The organism is Candidatus Soleaferrea massiliensis AP7, from assembly GCF_000820765.1.
Lineage (GTDB): Bacteria > Bacillota > Clostridia > Oscillospirales > Ruminococcaceae > Soleaferrea > Soleaferrea massiliensis.
Genome location: NZ_CCYH01000016.1, coordinates 97063 through 123527 on the forward strand (window position 1 = coordinate 97063; position 26465 = coordinate 123527).

22 protein-coding genes and 1 riboswitch are annotated in these 26465 nt (G+C 54.5%); of the genes, 10 read left to right on the forward strand and 12 right to left on the reverse strand.

All coding sequences use genetic code 11. The features are described 5' to 3' along the window. Positions 1 to 5: 5 nt before the first annotated feature. From BN348_RS03270 to fabD, 7 genes are all read right to left on the reverse strand, one after another. Positions 6 to 449 (reverse strand): S1 RNA-binding domain-containing protein, encoded by a 444-nt coding sequence (locus tag BN348_RS03270; protein ID WP_040196153.1) that lies wholly within the window; start codon positions 447 to 449, stop codon positions 6 to 8. 112 nt (positions 450 to 561) lie between these two features. Beyond that, complete coding sequence (locus tag BN348_RS03275) at positions 562 to 852, reverse strand: septum formation initiator family protein (protein ID WP_040196154.1); 291 nt, start codon at positions 850 to 852, stop codon at positions 562 to 564. Between the two features lie 70 nt (positions 853 to 922). Next, positions 923 to 1483 (reverse strand): spore cortex biosynthesis protein YabQ, encoded by a 561-nt coding sequence (yabQ, locus tag BN348_RS12920; RefSeq protein WP_052446666.1) that lies wholly within the window; start codon positions 1481 to 1483, stop codon positions 923 to 925. Between the two features lie 159 nt (positions 1484 to 1642). Next, the gene (gene yabP, locus BN348_RS03285) at positions 1643 to 1906 is read right to left on the reverse strand and encodes a sporulation protein YabP (RefSeq protein ID WP_242844294.1); all 264 of its coding nucleotides are present in this window, start codon (positions 1904 to 1906) and stop codon (positions 1643 to 1645) included. Between the two features lie 269 nt (positions 1907 to 2175). Then, positions 2176 to 2676, reverse strand: coding sequence for a shikimate kinase (locus BN348_RS03290; RefSeq protein ID WP_040196156.1), 501 nt, complete (start codon positions 2674 to 2676; stop codon positions 2176 to 2178). 84 nt (positions 2677 to 2760) lie between these two features. Then, complete coding sequence (locus tag BN348_RS03295) at positions 2761 to 3606, reverse strand: shikimate dehydrogenase family protein (RefSeq protein WP_040196158.1); 846 nt, start codon at positions 3604 to 3606, stop codon at positions 2761 to 2763. 111 nt (positions 3607 to 3717) lie between these two features. After that, entirely contained in the window at positions 3718 to 4644 is a 927-nt protein-coding gene (gene fabD, locus BN348_RS03300) for an ACP S-malonyltransferase (RefSeq protein ID WP_040196160.1), read from the reverse strand. 323 nt (positions 4645 to 4967) lie between these two features. Here fabD and BN348_RS03305 point away from each other — a divergent pair, with 323 nt between their 5' ends. From BN348_RS03305 to acpP, 9 genes are all read left to right on the forward strand, one after another. Continuing rightward, positions 4968 to 5963 (forward strand): beta-ketoacyl-ACP synthase III, encoded by a 996-nt coding sequence (locus BN348_RS03305; RefSeq protein ID WP_040196162.1) that lies wholly within the window; start codon positions 4968 to 4970, stop codon positions 5961 to 5963. Between the two features lie 242 nt (positions 5964 to 6205). Beyond that, positions 6206 to 6952: a 3-oxoacyl-[acyl-carrier-protein] reductase gene (fabG, locus tag BN348_RS03310; protein ID WP_040196164.1), complete on the forward strand. Its 747-nt coding sequence runs from the start codon at positions 6206 to 6208 to the stop codon at positions 6950 to 6952. Positions 6953 to 7160: 208 nt separating this feature from the next. Further along, on the forward strand, positions 7161 to 8396 hold the full coding sequence (fabF, locus tag BN348_RS03315) for a beta-ketoacyl-ACP synthase II (RefSeq protein ID WP_040196166.1): 1236 nt from the start codon (positions 7161 to 7163) through the stop codon (positions 8394 to 8396). A 47-nt stretch (positions 8397 to 8443) separates the two neighbouring features. Then, positions 8444 to 8884 (forward strand): acetyl-CoA carboxylase biotin carboxyl carrier protein, encoded by a 441-nt coding sequence (gene accB, locus BN348_RS03320; RefSeq protein ID WP_040196168.1) that lies wholly within the window; start codon positions 8444 to 8446, stop codon positions 8882 to 8884. 20 nt (positions 8885 to 8904) lie between these two features. Then, a complete protein-coding gene (fabZ, locus tag BN348_RS03325) occupies positions 8905 to 9345 on the forward strand; it encodes a 3-hydroxyacyl-ACP dehydratase FabZ (RefSeq protein WP_040196170.1) in 441 nt (146 codons plus the stop codon). Positions 9346 to 9429: 84 nt separating this feature from the next. Next, complete coding sequence (locus BN348_RS03330) at positions 9430 to 10773, forward strand: acetyl-CoA carboxylase biotin carboxylase subunit (protein WP_040196217.1); 1344 nt, start codon at positions 9430 to 9432, stop codon at positions 10771 to 10773. Between the two features lie 69 nt (positions 10774 to 10842). Beyond that, positions 10843 to 11715, forward strand: coding sequence for an acetyl-CoA carboxylase, carboxyltransferase subunit beta (accD, locus tag BN348_RS03335; protein WP_156136398.1), 873 nt, complete (start codon positions 10843 to 10845; stop codon positions 11713 to 11715). Beyond that, a complete protein-coding gene (locus tag BN348_RS03340) occupies positions 11715 to 12515 on the forward strand; it encodes an acetyl-CoA carboxylase carboxyltransferase subunit alpha (protein ID WP_040196171.1) in 801 nt (266 codons plus the stop codon). The genes accD and BN348_RS03340 overlap by 1 nt, the downstream gene beginning before the upstream one ends. A gap of 119 nt (positions 12516 to 12634) precedes the next feature. Further along, a complete protein-coding gene (gene acpP / locus BN348_RS03345; protein WP_040196172.1) occupies positions 12635 to 12862 on the forward strand; it encodes an acyl carrier protein in 228 nt (75 codons plus the stop codon). Positions 12863 to 13162: 300 nt separating this feature from the next. On the opposite strand, the gene BN348_RS03350 is transcribed toward acpP, so the two are convergent. Next, positions 13163 to 13669: a hypothetical protein gene (locus BN348_RS03350; RefSeq protein ID WP_040196173.1), complete on the reverse strand. Its 507-nt coding sequence runs from the start codon at positions 13667 to 13669 to the stop codon at positions 13163 to 13165. A gap of 24 nt (positions 13670 to 13693) precedes the next feature. Next, positions 13694 to 14407, reverse strand: a complete 714-nt coding sequence (locus tag BN348_RS03355; RefSeq protein WP_052446667.1) for a M15 family metallopeptidase — start codon at positions 14405 to 14407, stop codon at positions 13694 to 13696. Positions 14408 to 15052: 645 nt separating this feature from the next. Then, a riboswitch (cyclic di-GMP riboswitch) is annotated at positions 15053 to 15137 on the forward strand. Between the two features lie 162 nt (positions 15138 to 15299). Here BN348_RS03355 and BN348_RS03360 point away from each other — a divergent pair. Then, positions 15300 to 19460, forward strand: coding sequence for an NPCBM/NEW2 domain-containing protein (locus BN348_RS03360; RefSeq protein ID WP_040196176.1), 4161 nt, complete (start codon positions 15300 to 15302; stop codon positions 19458 to 19460). A gap of 217 nt (positions 19461 to 19677) precedes the next feature. Here BN348_RS03360 and BN348_RS03365 read toward each other — a convergent pair whose 3' ends face one another. The 3 genes from BN348_RS03365 to BN348_RS03375 form a co-directional block, all read right to left on the reverse strand. Continuing rightward, entirely contained in the window at positions 19678 to 20988 is a 1311-nt protein-coding gene (locus BN348_RS03365; RefSeq protein ID WP_040196178.1) for a sensor histidine kinase, read from the reverse strand. A 2-nt stretch (positions 20989 to 20990) separates the two neighbouring features. Continuing rightward, complete coding sequence (locus tag BN348_RS03370) at positions 20991 to 21698, reverse strand: LytR/AlgR family response regulator transcription factor (protein ID WP_040196179.1); 708 nt, start codon at positions 21696 to 21698, stop codon at positions 20991 to 20993. A 711-nt stretch (positions 21699 to 22409) separates the two neighbouring features. Further along, complete coding sequence (locus BN348_RS03375; RefSeq protein WP_040196180.1) at positions 22410 to 26366, reverse strand: beta-glucosidase; 3957 nt, start codon at positions 26364 to 26366, stop codon at positions 22410 to 22412. Positions 26367 to 26465: the final 99 nt, after the last annotated feature.

Sequence of the window (26465 nt, forward strand, 5' to 3'; positions counted from 1 at the left end):
GGATATTATTTGGAGCCTGAACGTCGGCCGCCGTTCCCGCCGCGGCGGGAATCCATCGAGCGTTTTAAATCACCCATCTTTTCGTCGCTGGTCTGCTTAAACTTGGAAAGCATATCTTCAAACGTCAATGGTTCGTTGCTGCGCCGGTTGCCGCGGCCAAAATTGCCGCCGTTTCTCGGCGGTGCGCCGCGCCGCTTCATCGGCGGACGCTGATCATCGAGCGCCCGTTTAATCGACAAACTCACCTTGCCGTCGTCGGATACGCTCAGAATTTTGACCTTGACCATCTGGTTTTCCTGCAGATGATCCTTGATCTCTTTAACGTATTCGTTTGAAACCTCAGAAATATGTACCATACCGGTCACGCCGTCTCCCAACTCCACAAACGCACCGAATTTTGTGATACCTGTGACTTTACCTTCTACGATCTTTCCAACTTCAAGCTGCATACTTTAAAAAAGTCCTCCTTAAAATAATACCGGCATTGACCGATTTAGACATAAAAATGGGAACCGATAAATGGGGAACGCCGTTTCTTCCTGTTGTCCTTCGTGAAAACCATCAGCTTCCCGCCATATCGATGTAAACACGTTCATCCGGATAGGCAAAACCCAGCCGGTCGCGCGCAAACCGCTCGATATAGGCCTTATCATTGCCCAGGGCAAGAAGGCTTTTCAGTTCCTTGTTCTGCTGATCCTGGTCGCTGATCTTTTTGTCGATCTCCGTTAATTCCTGTTTTCGGGCGCTGATCTCAATCTGCAGTTGTATCAAAGTAATGACCATGGACAGCGAAAGTATACACATAACAATCTTGAAGATGGGAATTCTTCGTTTTGTTTTTCTTCTATTCATTGTTTTTTAGACGGCCTCTCTTTTTAATTGGCAATGTTAAGCCCCTAAAGAACCGATAAATAACCGCTTCTTACACTTCACTGTCAGCATGGGAAGCGTCATCAGGCGCATCTCCCCGCTTTTTCTTTCTGTTGATTAGATTATACAACACAATGCGCCGCTCTTTCAAGCTAAATTTCGCTTTCTTCTCAATTTTTTTGCAGTTTCCTGATATTTTTTTAAATACGGGAGATATTTTTCGAAACAGGAATCGAAAGAAGATCACAAACGGGCGAATAAATATTTTGTATAACAGCAGAAACAGGCGGCGGATAAAGTTGATGATCAGTTTCGAGATCTTCATGACCAGAGCGCCGATGGTAAAGTAGTAGAGGATAAATCCGATCACTTCACCGAGCAGGATGAAGAAACGAATCTGCCCGTCGTTGCTCATCAGCATGAAGCAGAAGGTCAGCACCGCGCAGATGATGAAAAAAAGCGCATCCTCCAGAAAAATCAGGATGCTGCCGTTTTTAAAGCTGATCCGCAGGATGCGGAACACATCGTAAATGACACCCAAAACGGCGCCCAGAAGACATGATTGTAAAAACAACAGCGTTTGAGCCGATACCTGCAGTTCCAATGTGTTCATCCCATCCTTTTTTACCGGCTTTATAGGGGCAGAGGAAAACCTTCCAGCCGGATCGTTGAGGTTTTGCATGGCTTCAGAAGACCGGAAGATAAAAGCCGTCTTCATAATACTGCTATTACGAAGACAGCTTTTAAGCGCGTATCTTCCGCCGGTCCGCGGTTATTTAAACAGTTTGGACAGGAATCCGCCTTTGGACGGCTGTTCATCGGCATAGACCAGAGAATAGATTTCTCCTTCCACTGAAAGCTCGCCGGTATCAACATTCAGTTTGTTGATATGCAGATTGTATCCTTTGATCGTCAGTTCTCCCATATCGGTATAGAGGATGACGGTCTGTTCATCAAAGCTGTCGATATCCGCCACGCCGGATACGGTGACAATCTTGCGGTCCTCCATAATGACATTATGCGGCTGTTTAATCACTTTTCTTTCTTCCTGCACAAAGCTCACACCTTTCCGTTTCTTTGTACATGTGTATGTCCCTGTGAAAAGGTTTATGCCAGATTTTCGGACACATCGATGCCGAAAAGCATCAAACATGCGGTCATCGAAATGCTGTAAGAGGATGGGGCACGATCTATTGTGTATCATAGGTCTCCGTGTAAGCGGCCTTCTGTCTACAGATAAATACAACGATGCCCCAGCAAAGGAAAAAATAAACCGCCGGGATCAAAGAATCCCGGCGGTTCACTTTATAGATGCAGTTTTCCTGTGATACGCTGTACAATCTGAGAGATATCGCCGGAGCTGTCCACCTCGATGTCACAGCAGCTTCGATAGTTTTTCATCCGTTCCCGGTAGATCTGCAGAAGCTGTTCTTTGGAGTTCCGCGCAACCAGCGGCCGCGCCGAATGCTTGATGCGTTCAAAGCAGACCATAAACGGACAGTTCAGAAAGATGATGGTGTTGTTCCGTTCTTTCAAGGCCTGTACGTTCCGGTTGTAGTTCATAGCGCCTCCGCCGGTTGCGATGACACAGTCCCGGAGGCCGCTGAGCTCCCGGCAGACCTGATGTTCGATATCCCGGAATCCGCCCTCTCCCAAACGGTCAAAGATGACCGGGATGGACAGCGCGGATTTGTGTTCGATGTAGTGATCCATATCGATGAAGGTGACCTGCAGTTTCTTCGCCAGCGCCCTGCCGACCGCGGACTTTCCACAGCCCATGAAGCCGCAGAGAATCAGATTGTTCATAGTTATCGCCATTCCTGTTCTGTTATTTATTCGTTTTATGTATCTTCGTTTTAACGCCGTCACGGCAGAGGATTCGCCGATGCGTCACGCATACCGTGCGTGCAGCTCTTTTATCATCTCTTCAATCAAGCTGTTGATATCCCCGGTCCGATACCGCACGCCGTCCCAGATTTCATGCGCGGCGACTGCCTGCCAGACCAGCATGCTCATGCCGCCGATCACCTTGCAGCCGGCTTCCTGCGCCTGCCGCATCAGCAGGGTGACGGACGGGTTGTAAACGATGTCGAAGACCGCGCCGCAGTTTTTTAGGATGGACGCGTCCACAGGGGAAGCGTCGACCTTCGGATACATGCCGACCGGCGTCGTGTTAACCAGCAGGTCGTACACGCCGTCGATGCCGCCGAGCGTGGTCACGCGCACGGACGCATCCGGCTTGAGGGAAAGGATGTAGCCTTTGAGCTTATCAGCTTCCTGTATGCTGGATTCCCGGTCGCGCACCGCTATCGTGAGGCCGGCTCCCTGCAGCGCAAGCTCGATGCAGGCCATGCGACCCGCGCCGCCCGCGCCCATCACGCAGATGCGTGAATCGAGCGGAATGCCGTTTTCCACAATGCTGCGCGTAAAGCCGTCCACATCGGTGTTGTAGCCGGTCCATCCCTGCGCGTCGTGGTGGACGACATTGACCGCGCCGTAGAGCTTTGCTTTTTCGTCCAAACGGCTCAAATGGGGAATAATCGCGCACTTATGTGGAATTGTAACATTAAATCCGCACAAGGCCTTGAGCTGCGCGATGCGCTGGTCAAGCTCCCCGGATGGAATTTCGAGAACCTGATAAACGCCCTTCCTGCCGGACAGCGCAAACAGCCGTTCATGTATCGGCGCGGACATGCTGTGAACCAGCGGATATCCGGTAATTGCAAATTGTCTCATGTAACCGCCTTCCTTATCATAAAGGTGTTGATCGCTCCGCCGTCAAGCTGCAGGTATACATCAGGCCGATCATGAATTCCTGCGTTTTGATGCGGCACACCTTTTGCTTCCCTATTCGCTGAGCGCCTCTGCCGCTTTTTCGAGCGTCTTTTGGTTCTCGATGTTCAGCGCTTTGACACCCTTGAGCGTCTTTTTGACCAGGCCGGTCAGCACCTTGTTCGGCCCAAGCTCGATGAAGGTGTCGATGCCGTCGGCCGCCATCCGCTGCAGCTCGTCGGTAAAGCGGACCGGCGAAACAATGTGGCGTGTCAGATATTCCTTCGGTTTTTCAATCTCCGCTTCCCGTTTGCCGGAGATGTTCGAATAGAACGGAAGCTCCAGGCTGCCGAACCGGATGCCGTCAAGCTTCTGATAGAACGTATCCGCTGCCGGCTGCATCAGTGCGGAGTGGAAGGCCGCGCTGACCGCAAGCTGGATGACCTTTGCGCCCTGCTCCTTCAGCTGTCCTGCGGCATTCGCTGCGGCTTCAGCCTCACCGGCAATGACCGTCTGCGCCAGGCTGTTGTAGTTGACCGGCTGCACATAGCCCTCCTGCGCGTCACAGACCGATTGAATCGTATCGGCATCCGCGCCGATGACCGCGTACATGGCCCCCGGATGCGCTTCGGCGCAGGCCTGCATGCAGGCGGCGCGTTCCTTGATGGCCTTCATGCCGTTCTCATGGTCGAAGAGACCGGCGGCGGTCAGCGCCGCGTATTCGCCCAGCGAATGGCCGGCGACGGCAGCGGGCGCGGGTAGGATGCTTTTCGCGGCCTCCAGGCAGCAGAGAGAGGTAGTGTAGATCAGCGGCTGTGAGATTTTCGTCTGCGCAAGCTCTTCGGCCGGCGCTTCAAACGCGGTTTTGGCCACATCGAAGCCCAGCACATCGCTTGCCAGCTCATAGATTTCCCGGCAGCTTTCGAAAGCGTCGTAGAATTCCCTGCCCATGCCGGTATACTGGGAACCCTGTCCGCTGAATAAAAAGGCGATCTTTTTCATAGACTGTCCTCCAAATTGTTCACAAAAAATTAATTGACAAAAAAATGTACAACCCATATCATATACTTTATATGGGTATGCTGATAGGACCCGTTTTGGATCACTGGTGGTTACGCGGCCGGTGTGTTATTTTTTTGACGAGTGTGTCGGCCGGACATGCTCTAGTATACGCCCATTTTCTTAGGAAACCATGAAATAACCGAAAAATTAATTCCTATTTTACCGAATGTAACATAGTTTCGTCACTTCTTTCGTATAACATTGGAAAGATATCTGATTTAGGGACGATATAATCTGGAAAGAACAGAGGAGGGGACAGGTTTATGGAGGGTATCTGCATCAGGGGAACCGGAAGCTATTTGCCGCCGAAGCTTGCAACGAATGAGGATTTTATGAAGATCGTGGACACGTCGGATGAGTGGATTGTCTCCCGCACCGGCATCAAACAGCGGCACATCGCCTGCGAGCCGGTCTGGCAGATGGGCGTCAAGGCGGCGAAGGCGGCTTTGGAGGACGCCAGGATTCCGGCTTCGGAGCTTGATCTGGTGCTGAGCACCTCCGTGACGTCGGACTTTTCAACACCGGGAGCCTCCTGTATGATCGCGCAGCACATCGAAGCGGTCAACGCGGTCTGCATCGACATCAACGCCGCCTGCACCGGCTTTGTCTACGCACTGGACATGGCGCGGATGTACCTTACAAGCGGCGAATACCGAAACGTGCTGATCGTGAGTCCGGAAAAGCTTTCGCGCATCACCGACTACACCGACCGTTCGACCTGCGTACTGTTCGGCGACGGCGCGGGCGCGGCGGTGATTTCCGCATCCGAGGAGAAGAAACGGTTCGCCTCCTATCTGCGGACCGACGCGACCGGCACGAAGGTGCTGTTCGCCCGCCATGTGGATAAAGGAAACCCATTCCAGGAAAAGCAGAAGGCCAACGAATTCGACGGGTTTGAAGAGCACGACAACGAATATCTCTACATGAACGGCAAAGAGGTCTACAAGTTTGCCACCCGTGTCCTGCCGCTGGCCGTCGAAGAGGCGTGCAAAAAATGCGGCGTCGCGGTGGAGGAGCTCAAATACATCATCCCGCATCAGGCCAATATCCGCATTGTCAAGACGGCCTGCGAGCGGCTCGGCGTACCGATGGATAAGATGTACCTGAACGTCGAGCGGTTCGGCAACACCTCCAGCGCAAGCATCCCGATCTGTGTGGATGAGGTCAACCGCAGGGGGCTTCTGCAGCGCGGCGACCTGGTCGCGGTGGTCGGCTTCGGAGCGGGACTCACCTACGGTGCGGCGGTGTTTGAGTGGTAAACAATCTTACATATGGGGAAATGACAGTCAGTCATTTATATGGCGATTGAGTGGCAATCGGTCCAGCATGCGGCATTTGCTTGGCAACCGGTTTTACATACGGTGTTTGGGTGATATTCGTTCCCGTATGCGACATTTGCCTGACAATCGGGCTTAATATATGATGATCAAACGGTAATGGGACTTACATATGGTGTTTGTTTGATAAACAATCTGCCATAACATAAAAGGAGTTGTTCATTTTGGCGAAAACAGCATTGATTACAGGTTCCTCACAGGGCATCGGCGCATCCATTGCGCTGCGGCTTGCAAAGGATGGATTCAATATTGCGGTCAACTGCCGTTCCGAAGCGGAACTGGAAAACGGCGGCAAACAGATCGCGGCGCAGTGCCGGGAGTTCGGCGTGGACGCCGACTGCTTCGTCTGTGATGTCACGGATTTCGAGGCCTGTGGAGAGATGGTTAAAAAGATTGCCGCACGGTTCGAAAGTCTCGATGTGCTGGTCAACAATGCGGGCATCACGAAGGACGGTCTGCTCGCCAGAATGAGCGAGGAGCAGTTCGGTATGGTCATCGACGTCAATTTGAAGGGCGTGTTCAACATCACTCGCCATGTGAGCGCGCTGCTCATCCGCCAGAAGAAGGGCGGACGGATTATCAACATCTCCTCGGTAGCCGGCCTTTACGGCAACGCGGGACAGTTCAACTATTCGGCTTCGAAGGCGGGCGTCATCGGCATGACCAAGACCGCCGCGAAGGAGCTTGGAGCGAGAAACATCACGGTCAACGCGGTTGCGCCGGGCTTTATCGAAACCCCGATGACCGATGTGCTCCCGGAGAAGGTCAAGGAGCAGATCAAGGGCCAGATTTCTCTGGGCCGCTACGGCAGGCCGGAGGAGGTCGCGTCGGTCGTGTCGTTCTTAGCTTCGCAGGACGCTTCCTATGTGTCCGGACAGGTCATCGCAATCGACGGCGCGCTGAGAATGTAACGGCGGAAACAGCATCTAAGATAAGGCGTCCTGTTTGCGGGGATTGTTAGCCCGTATGGGACGCATGATTCATTGGATGCGCGGTTGAATACATGGTCATTCCCGGTTCATCAAATTAGAAATAGAAGAAACCGCATCAAAAGAGCGGATGCTTGGTTGGTGCGGCCAGGAATATGGAGAAGAAACAGGATAGCGGAAGGAGCGTTTTATGAGAAGGGTTGTCATCACCGGAATGGGGCTTGTCACACCGGTCGGTTCGACGGTGGAGAAGTTTTGGAGCAACATCCAGGAAGGAAAACATGGCATTCGTGAAATCGAAGCGTTTGATACATCGGAGTTCGATGTGAAGCTGGCGGCGGAGGTCAAAGATTTTGACCCGGTTGACCGTCTGGGCAAGCGGGAAGCGAGAAGAATGGACCGTTACTGCCAGTTCGCGGTGGCTGCGGCACAGGACGCGATGGCGGACTGCGGCACCGACTTTAAGGACTTGGATCCGTACCGGGTCGGCGTCATCACCGGAAGCGGCATCGGCGGACTCACAACCATCGAGAACGAGCACACCAAATATATGGAAAAGGGCTGGAAGCGCCTGAGCGCGCTGTTCATCCCGATGATGATCTCGAATATGGGCGCCGGCAACATCTCGATCCAGTACGGCTTCAAGGGCACGAACTTCACGGCAGTCACGGCCTGCGCATCGAGCGCGCATGCGATCGGCGAAGCCTACCGCCAGATCAAATATGATTATCTGGACGCATGTGTGTCCGGCGGCTCCGAAGCGACCATCACCAAGTTTGCGCTGGCCGGATTTGTCAACATGGGGGCGCTGTGCAAGTCGACCGACCCGGACCGCGCATCCATCCCGTTTGACAAGGAACGCTGCGGCTTCGTCATGGGTGAGGGCGGCGCGATGCTGGTCCTCGAGGAGCTTGAGCACGCAAAGGCGCGCGGCGCGAAGATCTATGCCGAAATCGTCGGCTGCGGCGAAACCGGCGACGCCTACCACATCACCAGCCCGGACCCAACCGGAGAAGGCCCGCGCAAGGCGATGGAATTCGCGCTGCGGGAAGCGGGCGTTTCCACCGGCGAGGTCGACTACATCAACGCGCACGGCACCTCGACCGGCCCGAACGACAGGACCGAGACGATGGCGGTCAAGGAGCTTTTCGGCGACGCGGCGAATAAGATCGCCATGAGCTCGACCAAATCGATGACCGGCCATCTGCTGGGCGCGGCGGGCGCGGTGGAATCGATCATCTGCGCGCTTGCGGTGCGCGACGACATCGTTCCGCCGACCGCAAACTTCCGTGTCAGGGACGAGGAATGTGACCTCGACTATGTGACCGAAGGCGCAAGAAAACAGACCGTGGATGTCGCGCTCTCCAACTCGCTTGGCTTCGGCGGACACAACGCGGCGCTGTGCTTTAAGAAATATCAGGATTAGGGACAGAAAAAGGGAACCATACAGTTTTGAAGAGAGGTGTGTACCCGATGTATAGTGTGGAAGAAATCATGACGCTGATGGATAAGCTCGCACAGACAGAACTGGACAGCGTGCAGATCAAGGATCAGGATATGAGCCTGACCATCAAAGCGAAGCGGCCGCGGGTCGTCGAAATCGGCGCTGTGCAGACCGTCGCCGCAGCTCCCTGCGAGCCGGCCGCGGAAACCCAGCCGAAGCAGGAGAAGGAGGAATCCGGAAAGCCGGTCAAATCCCCGATTGTCGGAACCTTCTATGAGGCGCCGAGCCCGGATAAGCCGCCGTTTGTCAAGGTTGGCCAGCAGGTCAGGAAGGGCGACGTGCTGTTCATCATCGAATCGATGAAGCTGATGAACGAGGTCATCAGCGAAGCGGACGGCGTGATCAGCAAAATCTGTGTTGAAAACAATTCCCCGGTCGAATACGGCCAGGTCATCATGTATATGGAATAATGGGTGAGGAGTTGGGAACGATGGCAATTATGAATAAGCAGCAGATCGAGGAGATCATCCCGCACCGCGACCCGTTTATGCTGATCGATGAGGTCATCGAGCTGGAGCCGGGCGTGCGCGCGGTCGCGAACAAGCATCTGAAAGAGGATGAATTCTGGTTTAAAGGTCATTTTCCGGGCATGCCGGTGCAGCCGGGCGTGCTGACGCTCGAGATGCTCGCGCAGACCGGCGCGGTGTGCGCGCTCTGCCTGCCGGAGAACAAGGGCAAGATCGGCATGTTCGCGGGCATTGAAAAGGCGAAATTCCGCCGCCAGATCCTGCCGGGCGAAACCATCCGGCTGGAGATCGAGATGGTCAAGCAGAGAGGCCCGATCAGCGTCGCGAAGGCGACGGCGAGTGTGGACGGCAAAAAGGCCGTGACAGCGGAGCTTTCGTTTGTCGTTGCCGAACGCACCGAATAGGCGAATACTGTCGCTGTGCGTGGAGGAATATCCGGCGTGCGGCGAATCATCCATCGAGCCATCATATCAGAGAGGGTGATACTTATCTTTAACAAGGTATTGATAGCGAACCGCGGCGAGATCGCCGTGCGCATCATCCGGGCCTGCCGGGAGCTGGGCGTGCGCACCGTCGCCGTCTGCTCCGAAGCGGACCGTGACGCGCTGCACGCGCAGATCGCGGATGAGACCATCTGCATCGGCCCGGCTTCTTCGCGCGAAAGCTATCTCAATATGCGTGCCATCCTGGCTGCCTGCCAGACCAGCGGCGCGGACGCGGTCCATCCGGGCTTCGGCTTCCTGTCGGAGAACTCACAATTTGCGCGGATGTGCGAACGCTGCGGCGTCAAATTCATCGGCCCGGACCCGAAATCCATCGACCTGATGGGGGACAAGGCCAACGCGAAGTCGACGATGAAGAACGCCGGCGTCCCGGTTGTGCCGGGCTCGGACGGCGTCATCACCAGCACGGCCGAAGCCGTGCGCATTGCGGACGAGCTCGGCTATCCGGTGCTGGTCAAGGCGAGCGCCGGCGGCGGCGGACGCGGTATCCGGCTGGTCCGGGAAGCGGGTGAGCTTGAAGGCGCGGTCATCGCGGCTCAGCAGGAGGCGCTGTCCTTCTTCGGCAACGACGGCGTGTATCTCGAAAAGTTCATCGAAGGCCCGCGCCACGTTGAAATTCAGATTCTGGCAGACCAGTACGGCAACACGATCCACCTTGGCGAGAGGGACTGCTCCATCCAGCGCAGGAACCAGAAGATGATGGAGGAATCCCCGTCACCAAGCCCCATCATGACGCCGGAGCTTCGCCGCAAGATGGGCGAGGCCGCGGTCAACGCGGCGAAGGCCGTCGGTTACTACAACGCCGGCACCATCGAATTCCTGCTGGACAAGTACGGAAACTTCTACTTCATGGAGATGAATACCCGCGTGCAGGTCGAGCATCCGATCACCGAGCTGGTGACCGGCGTGGACATTGTCAAGCATCAGATCCTGATCGCGGCGGGCGAGCGGCTGACGCTCTCACAGCAGGATATCCAGATGACCGGACACGCGATCGAGTGCCGCATCAACGCGGAGAACCCGGCCTGCGGCTTCAGGCCGTCGCCGGGCACCATCAAGGCGCTACATATGCCGGGCGGACCGGGTGTGCGCATCGATGCCGCGGTCTACGCGGGCTACACGATCCCGCCGTACTACGATTCGATGATCGCGAAGCTGATCGTCTATGCGCCGACCAGGGCGGAGGCCATCATGAAGATGCGCTGGGCGCTGGCGGAGTTCATCGTGGACGGCGTCGATACGAACATCGACTTCCAGCTGGACCTGCTCAAAAACCCGGATATCGAGGCCGGAAACTACGACATTGCGTTTTTATCCCACCTGAAATAGGCGCGGTGCGCCGGTCAGGCACAGCATTCGAAAAAAATTGCAGATAAGTCTTGTATATAGATGGGTGGTATGATAAAATTGCTAGAGGATTTGTTTAAAAAGGTAAAGACCCGGCTTGAGGATTCCTCCGAGGACGAGCATAAGAACCATGTGCATATCCCGGACGATCTGCTGTATAAGTGCCCGCGCTGCCAGAAGGTCACCTTCATGGACGCGTTTGTGGATAACAGCAAGGTCTGCCCGGAATGCGGCTACCACGCGCGCATCTCCTGCCGCGAGCGGCTGGAAATGCTTGCGGACAACGGCAGCTTCATCGAGTACGACAAGCACATGAAGTCTCAGAATCCGCTGCAGTTTCCGCAGTATGCGGAGAAGGTCGCGCAGCTGAAGCAGCTGACCGGCCTCAACGACGCGGTCATCACCGGGGAATGTGAGATCATGGGGCGGAAAACCGTCGTCGGCATCATGGATTCGCGGTTCATGATGGCGTCGATGGGATCGGTGGTCGGCGAAAAGATTACCCGCGCGTTTGAGCGGGCGACCCGGCAGAACCTGCCGATCATCCTGTTCACCGCTTCGGGCGGCGCCAGAATGCAGGAGGGCATCCTGTCCCTGATGCAGATGGCCAAAACCTCCGGCGCGGCCTCGCTGCACAGCGAGAAGGGGCTTCTGTACATCACGGTGCTGACCGACCCCACCACCGGCGGCGTCACGGCGTCCTTCGCGTCGCTCGGCGATATCATCATCGCGGAGCCGAAGGTGCTGGTGGGCTTTGCGGGCAGGCGGGTCATCGAGGGCACGATCAAGCAGCGTCTGCCGGACGACTTCCAGTCGGCGGAATTTCTGCTGGAGCACGGCTTCGCGGATATGATCGTCGAGCGTAAAGAGATGCGCAGGACGCTCGCCGAGCTTCTGAAGCTGCACGCAAGGGAGGTGGTCTGATGGCATTGACCGCATGGAACCGCATGGAGATTGTGCGGGAAAAGAACCGTCCGACCATCCGGGACTACATCCCGATGATCTTCGACGCGTTCTACGAGATGCACGGCGACCGGTATTACCACGACGACAAGGCGATTGTCGGCGGCATCGCCGTCTTTAAGGGCCGGCCCGTCACGGTGGTCGGCCAGGTCAAGGGAAAGAACCTCGACGAGAACAAGGAGAGCAACTTTGCGATGGCGCATCCGGAAGGCTACCGCAAGGCGCTCAGGCTCATGAAACAGGCCGAAAAATTCCACCGCCCGGTCATCTGCTTCATCGATACGCCGGGCGCGTTCTGCGGCGTTGAGGCCGAGGAACGCGGGCAGGGCGAGGCGATTGCCAAAAACCTGTTCGAGCTGATGCGCCTGAAAACGCCGATCCTCTCGGTCGTGCTGGGAGAAGGCGGCAGCGGCGGCGCGCTGGCGCTCGGCGTCTGCGATGAGCTTGCCATGCTCGAAAACGCGACCTATTCGGTCATCTCGCCGCGCGGATGCGCGAACATCCTGTGGAAGGATTCCGCCAAGGAGAAGGAAGCCGCGCAGCTTTTGAAGATCACGGCGCAGGATCTCGTGAGCTTCGGCGTCGCCGAGGAGATCATCGCGGAGCCGGCCGGCGGCGCGCACGAAAACCCGCATCTGGCCGCGGAGAATATTTCAAGCTATCTTGCATATGCTTTAACAAAGCTTAACAAAAAAGACATTGATATCTTACTGGAGGACCGATATAATAAGTTCAGAAAAATCGGCGTATTTTCCGAGTAAGATCGGCAAAGCCTATGATGTGTTGCATCATGGCCCGACGCGGCGGCGGGACCGCCGGGACGGCTGGAGGGACATATTCAGATAAGATTATTCAACAATGATAAAGGAGGCCATTTATTATGGTATTTGAAAAGGTAAAAGAAGTTTTATGCGACCAGCTGGATGTAGAAGAGGATAAGGTTACCATGGACGCGGAGATCATCGAGGACCTCGGCGCCGACTCGCTGGATTTTGTGGACCTTGTCATGTCTCTCGAAGAGGAATTCGACAAAGAAATTCCGGATGAAGAGGTTGAGAACCTCAAAACGGTCGGGGATATCGTAAAGTATATTGAGTCTTTGATGTAATTTGGGACTTCAAGATAAAAAAGACGGCGTGAACACGGGGTTCACGCCGTCTTTTTCATTGTCAGCATAGAAAATCGGACAGAAAAATCCGGACTTTTAAGGGATAAAAGTCCGGATCAGCTTATAAATCTGAGGTGTGTTTTTTTGAGGAGGGTAGAGTACATCAAAATCGTTGCGGCGACGCTTTTGAGTACATCCTTATTATACACCAAACGGTTGGTTTGTTGTTACTCTCCTGTTAATAAGAGTTAAAAAAACATGGGGACATACGTGAAGATTTTTGTGTGTTTTATATAAAAATCACGAAGACTGCCCGTTGTATACCAAACGGACTTGATAGGTGTTCAGCACCCGCTGGTCCTCGTAGCAGGTTACGGAAAGAAAGAGCTCCTGCTCCATCAGCCGGTCGACAAAATCCGACACGATTCTTGGATCGGAGCAGGATACCTGCATCGTGATGATCGGTGCGTCCTTGCCGATGTCGTCGATCTCCATGTCCTTGGGCAGGCAGTCGAGCAGCGTCAGGAAAACCTGCGCGTCCTGCAGCGGGATGCCTTTGAGGTCCGCGATTTCCTGGCCGATCGCGTTCGCGTAGAGGGTCAGGAGCTGGTACGCGTTCTTCTGAAACACGAACTTTGTGAGATCCTCGAAGCGGATCTGGCCGAAGGAGGTGCTCAGCAGCTTTGCCTGCGCGGTCTTGCCCAGTTCAATGATCCTGCCGCGCACCATCCAGCCGGCGGCGAAGCCCGCAGCCAGGACCGAAAGGGAGACAAGCAGCGCGAGAATGGTGTTTGAGAGTCTTTTCATAACGTCCTACCGCAGTTTCCGTCTTTATTTTTGATCCAGGAATTCTTCCAGGCACAGGCCGCTCTGCTGAATCTCAGCGGCATAATCCCTGCCGACATAACGGTAATGCCAGGGCTCGAAGATGATCTTGGTGATATCCTCTTTGTCCTTGGGGTAGCGCAGGATGAAGCCGTATTTGTACGCGTTGTTTTTGAGCCATTTTCCAGCGGCCGTGTCGGCGTAGCCGTCGTCCAGCGTTTGATAATCCGGCGTCACGATGTCAAGGGCAAGGCCGGTGTTGTGCTCGCTGCGGCCGGGAATCGCATAGGACTGCCCCGTGATGCGCCTGGCTTCGCTTTCTGAATAGCCTTCCTCCATCAGTTCCTGTACATTTCCTTCAAACAGGCTGGTCTGTTTTTCGATGCTGCGGTAGGCCGAGCAGACCAGCAGGTCCACGCCGTCGGCTTCCGCCGCGCTTTCCATCTGCTGGAACGCGTCGTAGATGCGCGCGTCGATCTCATAGCCGCCCTGTATCTGGGCGAGCTCCGGCACGGTGAAGCCGTCCGGAAGCGGATGATCGGCGTTTGCCAGAATGAGTCTCCAGTCGTCATCCTGAAAATCCTCTCCGCCGGTCGGCTTTGCGTCTTCCGAGCTGGTTTGCCCGGAGCTTTCGGACCCTTGAGCGTTGGAAGAAGCCTGTGAACTTACAGTGCTGTTGTCGGATGCATCCTGGGAGGATGCCTGATGATTCTGATTCATAGAACACCCCGTCATTGATATGATTGTCATGATGGTCATAAGACACAACAATAAGGTTTTTTTCATATATATGCGGACTCCTTTTATTTTATTTCCTTAAGGCTCCCAACTAGAGCCGGATATTATACTTCCATTGCTTTTTGACGGCATATGGCGCGCAAAAATAAGTGCTATCAAAAGTATAGCAGGAATTTGAAGCATTGAAACCGTTAAATAGAAAAATTTCTAATAATTTTTGGATGCACGCGCTGCACCACGCAGGATAAACGCTGGCGGCGGCCCTGCCTGAATGTCCAGATTAAGATTGCAGAATGCTGCTGCCGGGGTAAAAGATGCTTTCTGTTTCAGAATTCTGCGCTTATAGGATTGAGCGGCAGGATGAAAACAGTTGATGCACACAGCGTTCATATTCCAGGTTAAACATGGAAGTAAAGGATGAAATATAAAATCAGTACAGGATATAGATGACAGATGGAAAGAAAACTGTTTAAGAACGCAGAAAAATAGATAAAGAGGCGGCTAAAAATTTGTGAATCCCTACAAAGTTGGTGGGATATAAAAATAAAGATTGACCTGGAAAAATTTTATGCTATAATGGGTATAAACCATACGGAATTACTCGAGTTTAATTCGTGGTTCCCCCAATTGAATAATGGGCAAACTTACTGAAAGGTAAGGACGCAAAGCCATAGGGTCTACAGCCGTAAGGGTATGACAGCCGGTTGCAATTGAAGCCACAGAGCCGAAAGGGGAGTCTGTGCGTTTGGATTACCTGCCGTCCGCCCGCATTCTATGCGTTATGGGGACGGTTTTTATTTTGCAGAAAACCAGCTAAAGGGAGTGCCCCTCATCTTTGCATTCCTTCCATCAGGATCATGAAAGGAAGAGGAACATGAACAAAAAGAGATTTTATCAGAAGTCGGCAGCGGCCCTGCTCACCGTGGGCGTTCTGCTGACCCAGCTGCCGGCCGCCGCGCTGGGAGCGACTCCTCAGACGGAAAACACTACCACAACAGTAGGCGAAACCGCACAGCCGGTTACGTATGACTCGGTTTTCAAAATTCCAAGAGAGGCGATCACCTCTATCACGAACAACGCCGGCCACTACGGCGGCAGCGTCATCGCCAACGCGATTGACGGCAGCAGGTCCACCCATTGGGAGACCAATAAACCGAATAACGCATCTTTCAACAATGCCGTGACCGTGACGTTCGACGGCCTGTATGAAATTGCCACGCTGAAATACCTGGTGCGTCAGGACGGCGGCCGTCCAAAGGGCTTCCCGCTTGAATACAACATCTATTACAGCACCAGTGAGAGCGGCGAGAATTTCAAACTGCTCAGGCACGGTACCTATGCTTCCGCCTCGGGCAGTGAGGTTTCGATTCAGGTGGAGCCGACCGAGGTGCGCAGGGTGCGCTTCGAATTTGTGCGCGCCCAAGGCAACTGGGCAAGCATGGCGGAGCTTTCCTTCTACCGGTATGACGAGCTGGCCGAGCGCATCGACGATGTGTTCACCGACAAGACCTATTCCGCCCTTTCGGAGGAGTACAGAGATGCCGCAAAGCTTGACAGGCTGGCGCAGCTTGCTAAGGTCCATCCGGACAAGGCAAAGTATGAGCGGTTCTTAAACGCCGCGTACGAGCTGCTGGAAAACCCCGGTGCGTTTGACAGCCGGGTGTTCACCGCATCTCAGCGCGGCAACTTCGACAAGGAGAAGAACCGGTCGAAGATCTCCTGGACGATGTATTCCTACGATTCCACCGGCTACTACGTCACGCCGGGCGAAACCATCTATGTCTATGTCGATGCCGACCAGAACAGCGTGATGCCGAAGCTGCTGTTCGGACAGATTGCGAAGGACAAGAACGACTGGCGCCGCTGGTTTACGCTGAAGCCGGGGCTCAATGTCATCACGGCGCAGACCATAGACAAGATGAACCCTGCGGCCATCTATATCTACAACCCGGCGCTTCCGGAGGATCAGGCGTACGCACCCCGTGTCCGGATCGAAGGCGGCACCAAGTTCCCGCTGTATGTGCACGGCAAGACCGACCCGCAGGACTTTGAAAATGAACTGCGTGAATACCTGAAAAATGTCAGCTACAACGACAACGACTTCGCCGACGGCAACCCGAACGGCTACTATTACAACATCGCCGAGGTGGCGTCGGAGAACTGCACCATCACGACAAGCGCGGCGGGCTGCCTGAACGGCATCACCAACAGGCCGGGCAAGACCATCGCGGATACGATGGACATCTGGGAAGACATGTACTACAGCTATGCGAAGTATTCCGGCTTCGACACCGAGGATCCCACATCGGATGACTATATGCCGCGCATCAAGTTCAACTGCCGCGTCTTCTGCCAGGGTCCGTTCGGCTGGGCGGATACCGGCTATAACGGCTTCAACGGCGGAAACAGCCAGAAGCGCGACAACAATTTCTTCTCCAGCATCGTTTCCTACAACACCATCACCTCCGGCGGATGGGCACTGTTCCATGAAATCGGACATTCCTATGACTCCGCGCCGCTGGGCGTCAGCGAATCCACCAACAACCTGTATTCCCTGATGATGCAGGATAAATACATCCCGAACAACCGTCTGGTAACCGGACAGCTCTGGAAGAACAATATTGAGCCGTTCCACAATATCGCGGACCGTTCCACCAGGGATGCAAAGAACATCTGGACCTACCTTGCCGTTGTCAACCAGCTCGAGCTGGTCTACGGACGCGAAACCCTCTACGGACAGGCGCAGAAGATCGCGCGCCGCGATACGACAGGCATGCTGGGCGGCCTCAACAAATATGAGAGAATGGCAGTCACCATGAGCAAGGCGGCGGGCTATGACCTGACCGGACATTTTGAGTATTACTGCCTGCCGATCGGCGAAAAGGCTAAAAGCCTGGTTGCCGATCTGCCGAAGGACGGCAAGAAGACCTACTATGTCAACAATAAATACATAGCAGACGATGCTGCGGCCTTCTCCAACCCGGATGCAAAGCCGGTTGTCACGACTGCCGGAAGCGGCGAAATCCGGCTGAACCTCTCGATTGACGAGCCGGACAACGCGGTCCTGTGCTACGAAATCTACCGGAACGGCGAGAAGATCGGCGTGACCTATTCCGACACCTATGTGGACAAAAATACCGAGGCGAACACCGTATACACCTATGCGGCCATCGCCTATGACCGCAAGCTCGGCGCGTCCCAAATGAGCGAAGGTGTACAGAAGAATTCCAGCGAACCGGCGCTGATGACCACAGGAGACCCGGTTGTCTCGCTGCGCGCGGACTTTGACCCGATGCGCTTCATCACGGCTAAAGATGCGGCGGGCGTGAGCATCACCGACCGTGTCGTGGTGGAAGCGGACAATGTCAACACAAGCGAAAAGGGAACCTATGAGGTTGCCTACCGCGTAGCCGACACATTCGGAAACGAGAGCACGCTCAAGCTGCCGGTCCGGGTTGTGAGCGACAGCACCTATCTCAGCGATATGAACTGGAAATCCGCGCAGACCGGCTGGGGATCGATCCGCAAGGACAAGAGCGTAACCCAGAAGGCCATCTCGCTGCTCAGCGAAAAAGGGGAGCAGACCTTTACCAAGGGCATCGGCACACACGCGAATTCCACGATTGTGTACGACATCTCGAAGTCAGGCGCGCAGACCTTTGAGGCCTATGTCGGCGTTGACGGCGCGATGCGTTCGGCAAATGCGTCCTCGCTGACCTTCGAAGTCTATGTCGACGGCGTCAAGCAGTATGAAAGCGGCGTCATGAAGAAGGACACGCCGGCCAAATTTGTCAGCATGAACGTCAAGGACGCGAAAGAACTCAAACTGGTCGTCACCGACGGCGGCAACGGCAATGGAAGCGACCATGCCGACTGGGCCGACGCAAAGCTGATCAACGACGACGCGCGCCCGACCATCAGCGGACTGTCCTATCAGAGCTGCAGGGTCGGCGGATCGGTCGACCTGATGTCCGGCGTCACTGCGTATGACATCGAGGACGGCGACCTGACCGGTTCGGTTGAGATGAGCACCGATTTCACATCCGAGCAGCCCGGCGTCTATGACGTGCGTTACAGCGTCACCGATTCGGACGGCAACACCACGGTGGAAACCAGAACGGTTGCGGTCACCAACGCGGCGGTGTATGCAAGCGACGTCAGCTGGCAGCAGGCCTCCATCGGCTGGGGCTCGATCGGAAAGGACAAAGCGGTTTCCGGAAACGCCCTGCGCCTGAATGCGGGCGACGGCAGCTGGAAGACCTACGAAAAGGGCATCGGCACCCACGCGTATTCCCAGATCACCTATGATTTGACCGGCAAGGGCTTCTATGCGTTCGAAAGCTACATCGGCGTCGACGGCGCGATGAAAAACTCGGGCGTTTCCTCGATCACCTTCGAGGTCTATGTCGACGGTGTCAAACGGTATGACAGCGGGCTGATGAAATCCAACACCCCGCAGAAGTTCGTTTCGGTCAACCTGAACGGCGCGTCCACGCTCAAGCTGGTGGTGACCGCCGCGGGCAACGGCAACGGAAGCGATCATGGCGACTGGGCCGATGCGAAGTTCCTGACCGTTCTGGACAAATCCGAATTGGAGCAGGTTCTTCTGGAAGCGGAGAGCAAACGGGAATCCGATTATACAGAGGAGAGCCTTGCGGCGTTTACCCAAAGCAGGCAGCAGGCCCGCGAGGTGCTGGAAAACGAGACGGCTACCGCGCAACAGGCAGCAGAGGCCGTCCAGGCCCTGCGCAGCGCGATGGACGGACTGGTCCCGGCGATTGACCGGCAGGCGCTCCAGGACATTGTGGACTATGCCAGCCGGATTGACAGTGTATCCTATGTTGATCCCACTTGGAAGCACAGGGATATCCGGTATGAAAACTTTGTAGCCGTCATGGCTGACTATGCTTGGGTGCTGGAATCTCCCGATGCAACCCAGCAGAAGGTAGACGACACCGTTAAAGTCCTGCAATATTTTGTTGAAGAGCTGGGCCAGACCTACCAGGCTGGCGGAACTCCGGTTAAATTTCAATAGTCTTATTCTCTAAAACAGACCGGCGCACCAACAGGTGCGCCGGTCTGTTTTTATATGTCTGCTCAGTCGATCTGCTGAAATCTGGGCTGGATGGTTTTGGCCGCAGATACGCTGTCAACCAGCATGCCCTACGTCGGTTTTCCCCGTTCGAAAATGCCCGGGTACGATTTATCGATTGGACACAGTGGTGTCCAATATAAAAACAACCGTCCCAATATCAGGCTTTGGTGTGCGTATTGGCTGTGACGGGGTTCATGCGGTTGTTGATCAGCACATTGACATGGAAGCGGCCTTCCTCAGCCGTGAAACTGATGCTGCCGTCATACTGCTTTACAATGTTCTGGATGATCGAGATGCCCAGTCCATGACTGTCCTTATCTAATTTGGTTGTTTCCAGCTTGGGATTGTTCTGCAGGACGTCCTGAGCCGCTTCGTTGGACACGGCTATCTGCAGGCACTGCTGAAACGATGCGATTTTAACCTTGATATTCGGTTCCTTTATGTTAGCCGACGCTTCAATTGCGTTGTCCAGAAGATTGGAAAGAATCGCGCATAGATCCAGATTGCGGACATGGATCTCAGGCAGTGCGGAAAGCTGCAGCTGCATCGGGATTTTCTTCGCATGCGCCAGAGCGCTTTTGTTGTTGAGCACCGCGTCGATCGCCGGGTTGCCGGTCCGTATCTGCGTGAGGAACGGCGACGCTTCGCCGGCCAGATCATCGAAGTAGTTGCGCAGCTCGTCATACTGTTCCTTTTCAAGCAGGACACGCATACAGAGAAGCTGGTTTTTAAAATCATGCCGGATGGATTTCAGCGTGTCAAAGGACCGCTTGCTTTCCTTGTAATCCTGCATTTGAAGCTGCAGATATTGCGTATTCAGATAAAAACGGATCTTGTCCTCATAATCATTTACAATTTTTGCAAAGATCACATACAATAGCAGGTTGATGACCAGAGTGCTTGCAAAAAACATCAGCAGGATTTTTTCCGGTACGGATACACGCAGAAACAGGAAGACGGAAGAAAAGTTCAGCACCGGAACGATGATCAGGATGCTCAGGTAAGAAAACGGCAGGTCATAACAGCTCTTCATCCGGTATTTTGACATCAGGTAAGCGCACAGCACCAGCAGGGATTTGGACAGGATGAAGGTGGCCGAGCTGTTGCTTTCGATGCCAAGGGAATCGGTGATCAGGTTCAGGGAGGTTTCGGTGATGCGCTGGATGGAGACCAGCGAGCACAGGTAGACGGTGATGGCGGTCAGCTTGTAGGGGAGCCGGTCCTGCAGGAACAGGACGCTCAGCAGGACGGTCGAAACAAAGAGGATGCCAAGATATCCCCAAAAGCTGTTCCAGGTGTTGAATCGATGGTTGATCATGAGCAGAACCGATTCGGCCAGGCAGAAAACGGACATCCAGACACGAACAAAACGGATCTGTTCCCTGGGCTGGTAAAGCTTCTGCAGGATGTATGCGGCCGCGCCGGTTTCGGCGATGAAGGACAGGAACACAATGATATCGGAAAACATATTCAGATCAGCCTCCCAAACTCCTCAAATACCTGAGCCGCCCGTTTCCGGCTGACCGGCAGGCATTCTCCGGATTCCAATACGATCTCGTAGTTGTTGCCGATGTTTTTGATGCGGTTGATATACCGGTAGTTTACAAGATACCCCTTGTGAATTCGGATAAATCCGTAGCCCTGCAGCTTTTCCTCGATGTCCATCATGCGGTAGCGCAGCTCGGTGGTATCCGTTGGGGATACGATTTTCAGCGTCTTGTTGTTGCATTCGATGTATTTAATCCGGCTTGGCGCGATGCGCAGCTGATAATTTCCATTGGAGAGCACGATATGATCCTTCGAGCTGCACAGCTCGGTCGCCAAAGCCCGAACCGTTTCATCGATTTCCTGTTCGAAGCAGCTTTTGCGAATGAAGCGGAACGGCTGGAACTGGAACGATTCGTAGACGGTGTCCTCCTTATTCGAGACAAAGATGATGAGGCATTCATGTGTGGAACGGCAAAGGTACCGGCTGATGTCGAAGCCGCTGACCTGCGGCATATCGATGTCGAGAAAGACAGCGTCATAAAAATCGGTCTCCAGCTTTGTGACAAATTCGGCGCTGTTCCCGAACGTGTCGATGGTCACCGCCATCTTCTGCTGGTCGAAGGATTCTTTGACCCTGTCGGCAATGTAGGCAAGAATTCTCTTTTCATCATCGCAGACTGCTATCTTCATACTAACCGCTCCCAAAATTCATTAAGCTTATCTTACTATATAAAGGAAACAGTTGTCAAGTTAAGACCGAATGTGACAGGAAAATTTTATAGCCGCGATGCTCTCAGTAGAGTATCCAGGACTTTTTTTATCATTGTGTTAGGAAAAAAGTGTTTTTCCGCGGTATTAAAGCAGGTGCATATCCAGTTACAGCAGAGATCAGTGTTTTTTATAAAAGTAAGAAACAGCGGTTTCGATTTGAAATGTTCAGCTCTCTGTATATGGTCTGAGCAGAAGAATTATAAAGTCGAGCGACCAAAGGAATGAATTTTCCGCGTCCTTTTGCCGCGGTTTTGTAAGGTTGGTTTTTTTATTTGCAGAGAATCCCTGTGCCGCATGGTGCAGAAAGAGCCGGCCGCAGAATGCGGACCGGCTCTTTTTATGAAAGGGTTCTAAAAAGAAAAAGAGGGAACAAATGTTAGTCTATCGTTTTTTCAGTGTTTGTTTGTGAGAATCGCTGTGAGACTGCCGACTGCGGCAGGCGACAGAACAACCGCGGTCGACATCATGTCCCCGGTGCCGGCGTTGTCCTTTGCCGCTATTATGTGAGGTTGTTTTTTTATTTGAAAGAATCCCCATGCCGCATGACGCAGAAAGAGCCGGCCGCAGAATGCGGACCGGCTCTTTTTATGAAAGGATTCTAAAAAAGAGAAAGAGGAAACAAATCAAAGTTTACTGTTCTTTTCTGCGTTTCTTCGCGAGAACTGCCGTGAGGCCGCCGACTGCGATAAGCGACAGAACGGCTGCGATCGGCGTTGTGTCGCCGGTGTTGACGTTCTTTTTCTTGTTGCCTGCCGCGGTGCTGCCGGTAGAGACATCGCCGGTGCCGGCCACGTTGCTGGACGGTTTCTTGCTGGAGTTGTCTGTCTGATTGTCGTCCGGCTTGCTGTCGTCCGGATTTACCGGATCCTTGCTCGTGTTAGAATCGTCGCCGCCGTTGTCGGAGATCAATTCCAGATTGTTCAGCGCCTTCTGCAGTTCGATTTCCTGTACGGCGACCTTGCTCTGATCGTCCACGCTCAGGTCTGCGGCCATTACATCTTCCGCATCTGCGATGGCGGTCCGCAGCATCTGTACGCTGGCTGCGGTGTAGAGACTCAGATCCTTGGATTTCGCCTGTTTGAGCAGTGCATCCAGGTTGGATTTGTTGGCCTTGAGCCGCAGCTCCAGGATGGCGTTCATCAGACGATCGGTAGCGTCGTCGATCTCGGTCTGCGTTGCGAAGTCCTCTTCATAGAGTTCCTGCGCGGCGGACAGAGCATCTTTGAATTCCTGTTTGCCGTTTTCCACATAGTTGTCGAGGTTGTAGGTGCCCGCTGCCGTGATGGCATCCAGAAGGAGGGTCTTGTCCCCGCTCTGCAGGCCCAGTCCATGAATCCATTTGACCAGATCGGTCCAGGCGTCGAAGACTTCTTCCTTGGTGGCGTTCTTGTCTGCATATACCGTCTCAGCGGCTGCCAGGGAGGCTTCGAAGCCCTTTCTGACATCTTCGATCACATACTTGTAATCAGCGTCTTTCTGGCGGTCCTTTGCATAGTTGATGGCGCTTTCGAGAAGCTTTTTGTTGACCTGTGTATCCGGATCAGGCTCTTCGCCGCCCTCTTTGCTGACGTTGACAACCTTGGTCTCAACGAAATTATCGGAGGATTTGCCGACGTAGAAATTGCGGTCGCCTTCGATGACGGTGTATTTGTCTTTGGTTCCGTCGGAACGGACATAGTATTCGTCCAGATCGACATTCCAGTAGGACAGCGCGCGCTGGCTGACATGAATGGTGACGGTTTCGCTCTCGCCAGCATCCAGGATGCCGGTGCGCTCATAGCCTACCAGCTGGTATTTCGCCTGCTGTACGCCGTCGATCAGCGGGAAGTAATCCGCCTCGAGGACATTGGTTTCGTCTGCGCCGTCGCTGAAGGAATATCTCCAGCTGTCGCTGACATCGTATGGGCTGTATACGCCGTTTTCAAGATCTGCCGCGCCGATATAGATCTGCGGAGCGTCGGAGCCGCTGGCTGTGCCGTTGTTGGTGACCTTGACCTTGAAGTCGTAGCCGTATTCATCCACGCCTGTGGTGGACGGTTCTACGCCGACCAGCTCATAGTCGAAGTCGGTGTAGGAGAGACCGTAGCCGAAGTCGTACAGGACTTTATCCTGCTTGTCCGCTGCGTCGTACCATTTGTAGCCGTTGAAGATACCTTCCTTGATTTCGCTCTTGGTGACGAACGGGCCGGTGGATGCGCCGACATTTCCTCTGCCGTTGGTGGCGATTTCGCTCTGGTCCGCGCTGAAGTCGTTCGGCCAGGTGACGGAGAGCTTACCGGACGGATTGGTTTTGCCGGAGAGCAGGTTTGCGACTGCAGTGCCGCCGCCCTGACCCGGGAGCCACATTTCCAGGATTGCGTCAACGTCGTCCACCCATGCGGAGATGTCAACCGGAAGCGCGGTGTTCAGCACGAGGGTGACCTTGTTGCCGGCTGCCTTTGCTGCCGCGATGGATTCGTTCAGAAGCTGGGTCTGGTCGCTGTCCAGTGTCAGCGATTCGGTGGAATGTGCGAACAGTACAACAGAGGTGCCTTCGGCGCCTGCTGCCGCGATGGCGTCATTGTAGTTGTTTTCTTTCTGGGACGGGGTGATCCAGGCGAGACGGACCTGCATGTCCTTGATGCCTGCCTGATAGCTGTAGTTCTCTGCATAATTGCCGTTTGCACTGACTGTGATTTTATAGGTTTTACCTGCTTCCAGTGTAAAGGAATTGCTTGCAGAAGGTTTGCTGGAGCCGCCTGGGAAGCCGCCGCCACCGCCGCCGGCTTTCGGGATGTCAAGTCCGGTATCGGTGGAAACGATGTTGGTGCTGGCGTAGGTGCCGATTTCCAAAGAACCGCCTGCGCTGCTGACGTTCTTTTCTTCGCCGTCGATTTCAATGGTTGCGCTGATGCTCGGCGCCGCGATTGCCTGCACATCCAGCGTGTAGGTGCCGGATTCCGGAGCCTTCAGGTAGGTGGTCCAGGTGTAGTTCGCACCCTGTTCACCATACGGGAATGCATTGCCGTCCTCGGCGTTGACATAGTCTAAGGAGTTGGTGACAAAGTTGATGTTTGCGTCCACGCCGTTGTTTTCAGCGCCGTAGCCGTCTGTTCCGGTGCGGATTACGCCCTGTTCGGTCGTGTCGGCATCCTGATAGAGGACATCGGACGGTACCGCTTCGCCGACGATATCCTGTGCGACGTAGGATTTGACGTTTGCATCCGAGAAGATTTCGCTGAGCGCGTCATACGGGCTGACCGAGAGTCCTCTCAGGGAGCCGAAGGAGCACTCATGCATATGGCCGGCAACCAGATGGGTGGAGCCGAGACCGATCATTGCGATGTTTTCATTCGAAGAGAGCGGGAGAGTCTCGTTTTCGTTCTTGACGAGGACGGCGCCCTTCTCAGCGAGCTCGATCGCTTTTTCATTGTTCTTGTTGAGCAGTGCCTCTCTGGCCTCACCGACCAGAACGTCCGGCAGCTCGATGGTGTCCGGCGGGTTTACATCCGCTGCTGCGGTGCCGTCGCGGCTGACCTGAACCATGTACAGATAGCCGACTTCACCCAGTGCGCGCAGATTTGCGCGGACGGCTGTGTTGACGTCGTCCATCGTAATGGTGCCGTCTTCGAGGTTCTTTTTGATGGCGTCCGCATTGTTGTGCGTGCCGTTCGGGGTTTCCATGGTGACGCCGTTGTCGACCGTGAATTCATAGTTGCCGCCCCAGTCGGTCATGACCAGGCCGTCATAGCCCCACAGCTCCCGCAGAACGGTGCGCAGCAGGTAGGTGTCGGCGCAGGCGCTGACGCCGTTGACGTTGCCGTAGTTGGTCATAATGGCGGAAGCGCCGCCTTCTTTGATGGCCATCTCGGTGCTGGAGAGGTAGTTTTCATACAGTGTCTGCTCATCGACGTTGCCGATGCCGCCGAAGTGCTTCAGGGTCGCCATGGTGTTTTCAGACTGCATGCCCTGCGTCACAGCTGAGGAGATTTTGCCGGACAGGTACCAGTCCTCGCCGAACATATCCCTTGCGCGGCTGGTGGACAGCTGGCGGACGATGTCGTTCTGGTCGCCGAGCTGGTTGTTGCCGGAGTTCGCCTTGTTTTCCGCGCCGTACAGGACGCCGTATTCATAGGCGAGTTCATTGTCGAACGAGCTTGCGACGGAGATTTCGCTCGAAGGACGGGTCGTCTCGTAGCCGGCGTTTCCTTTGACGCCCATCGGGCCGTCGTACATGCGGATAACCGGAATGCCGAGTCTTGCAACGCCTTTCCAGTAGCCGGTTCCGTATGGCCGCTCAATATCCATGGCCGAGGTGTCCCAGCCCATGATGCCGTCTGCGCTGAGCATTTCGAACTTCTCTTCGTCGGTCAGTGTCTTCATCAGCGCGTCGATCTTCTGCTCGATCACGGTGTCCGATTCAATGACCAGAAAGTCCGAGGGATATTCCTCCGGGAAATCCGCCGTCAGGTTTCCGTAGCCGTCGTTGTGGATGTAGTCGCTCAGTTCCGAAGCGGAGGCCGGCAGACAGGTGAACATCGAAAATACCATAGCCGAAGCCATCACCGCGCAGAGAATCCTTTTTGAAAGTTTCTTCTTTGCATTCATTTTTTCATACGCTCCTTTACAAGATGGTTGTTGGTTTACAGATCAATATGTAAGCCCGGCCCCCTTTCGGTCAAAAGTTATAGCAAATCTCATCTCAAA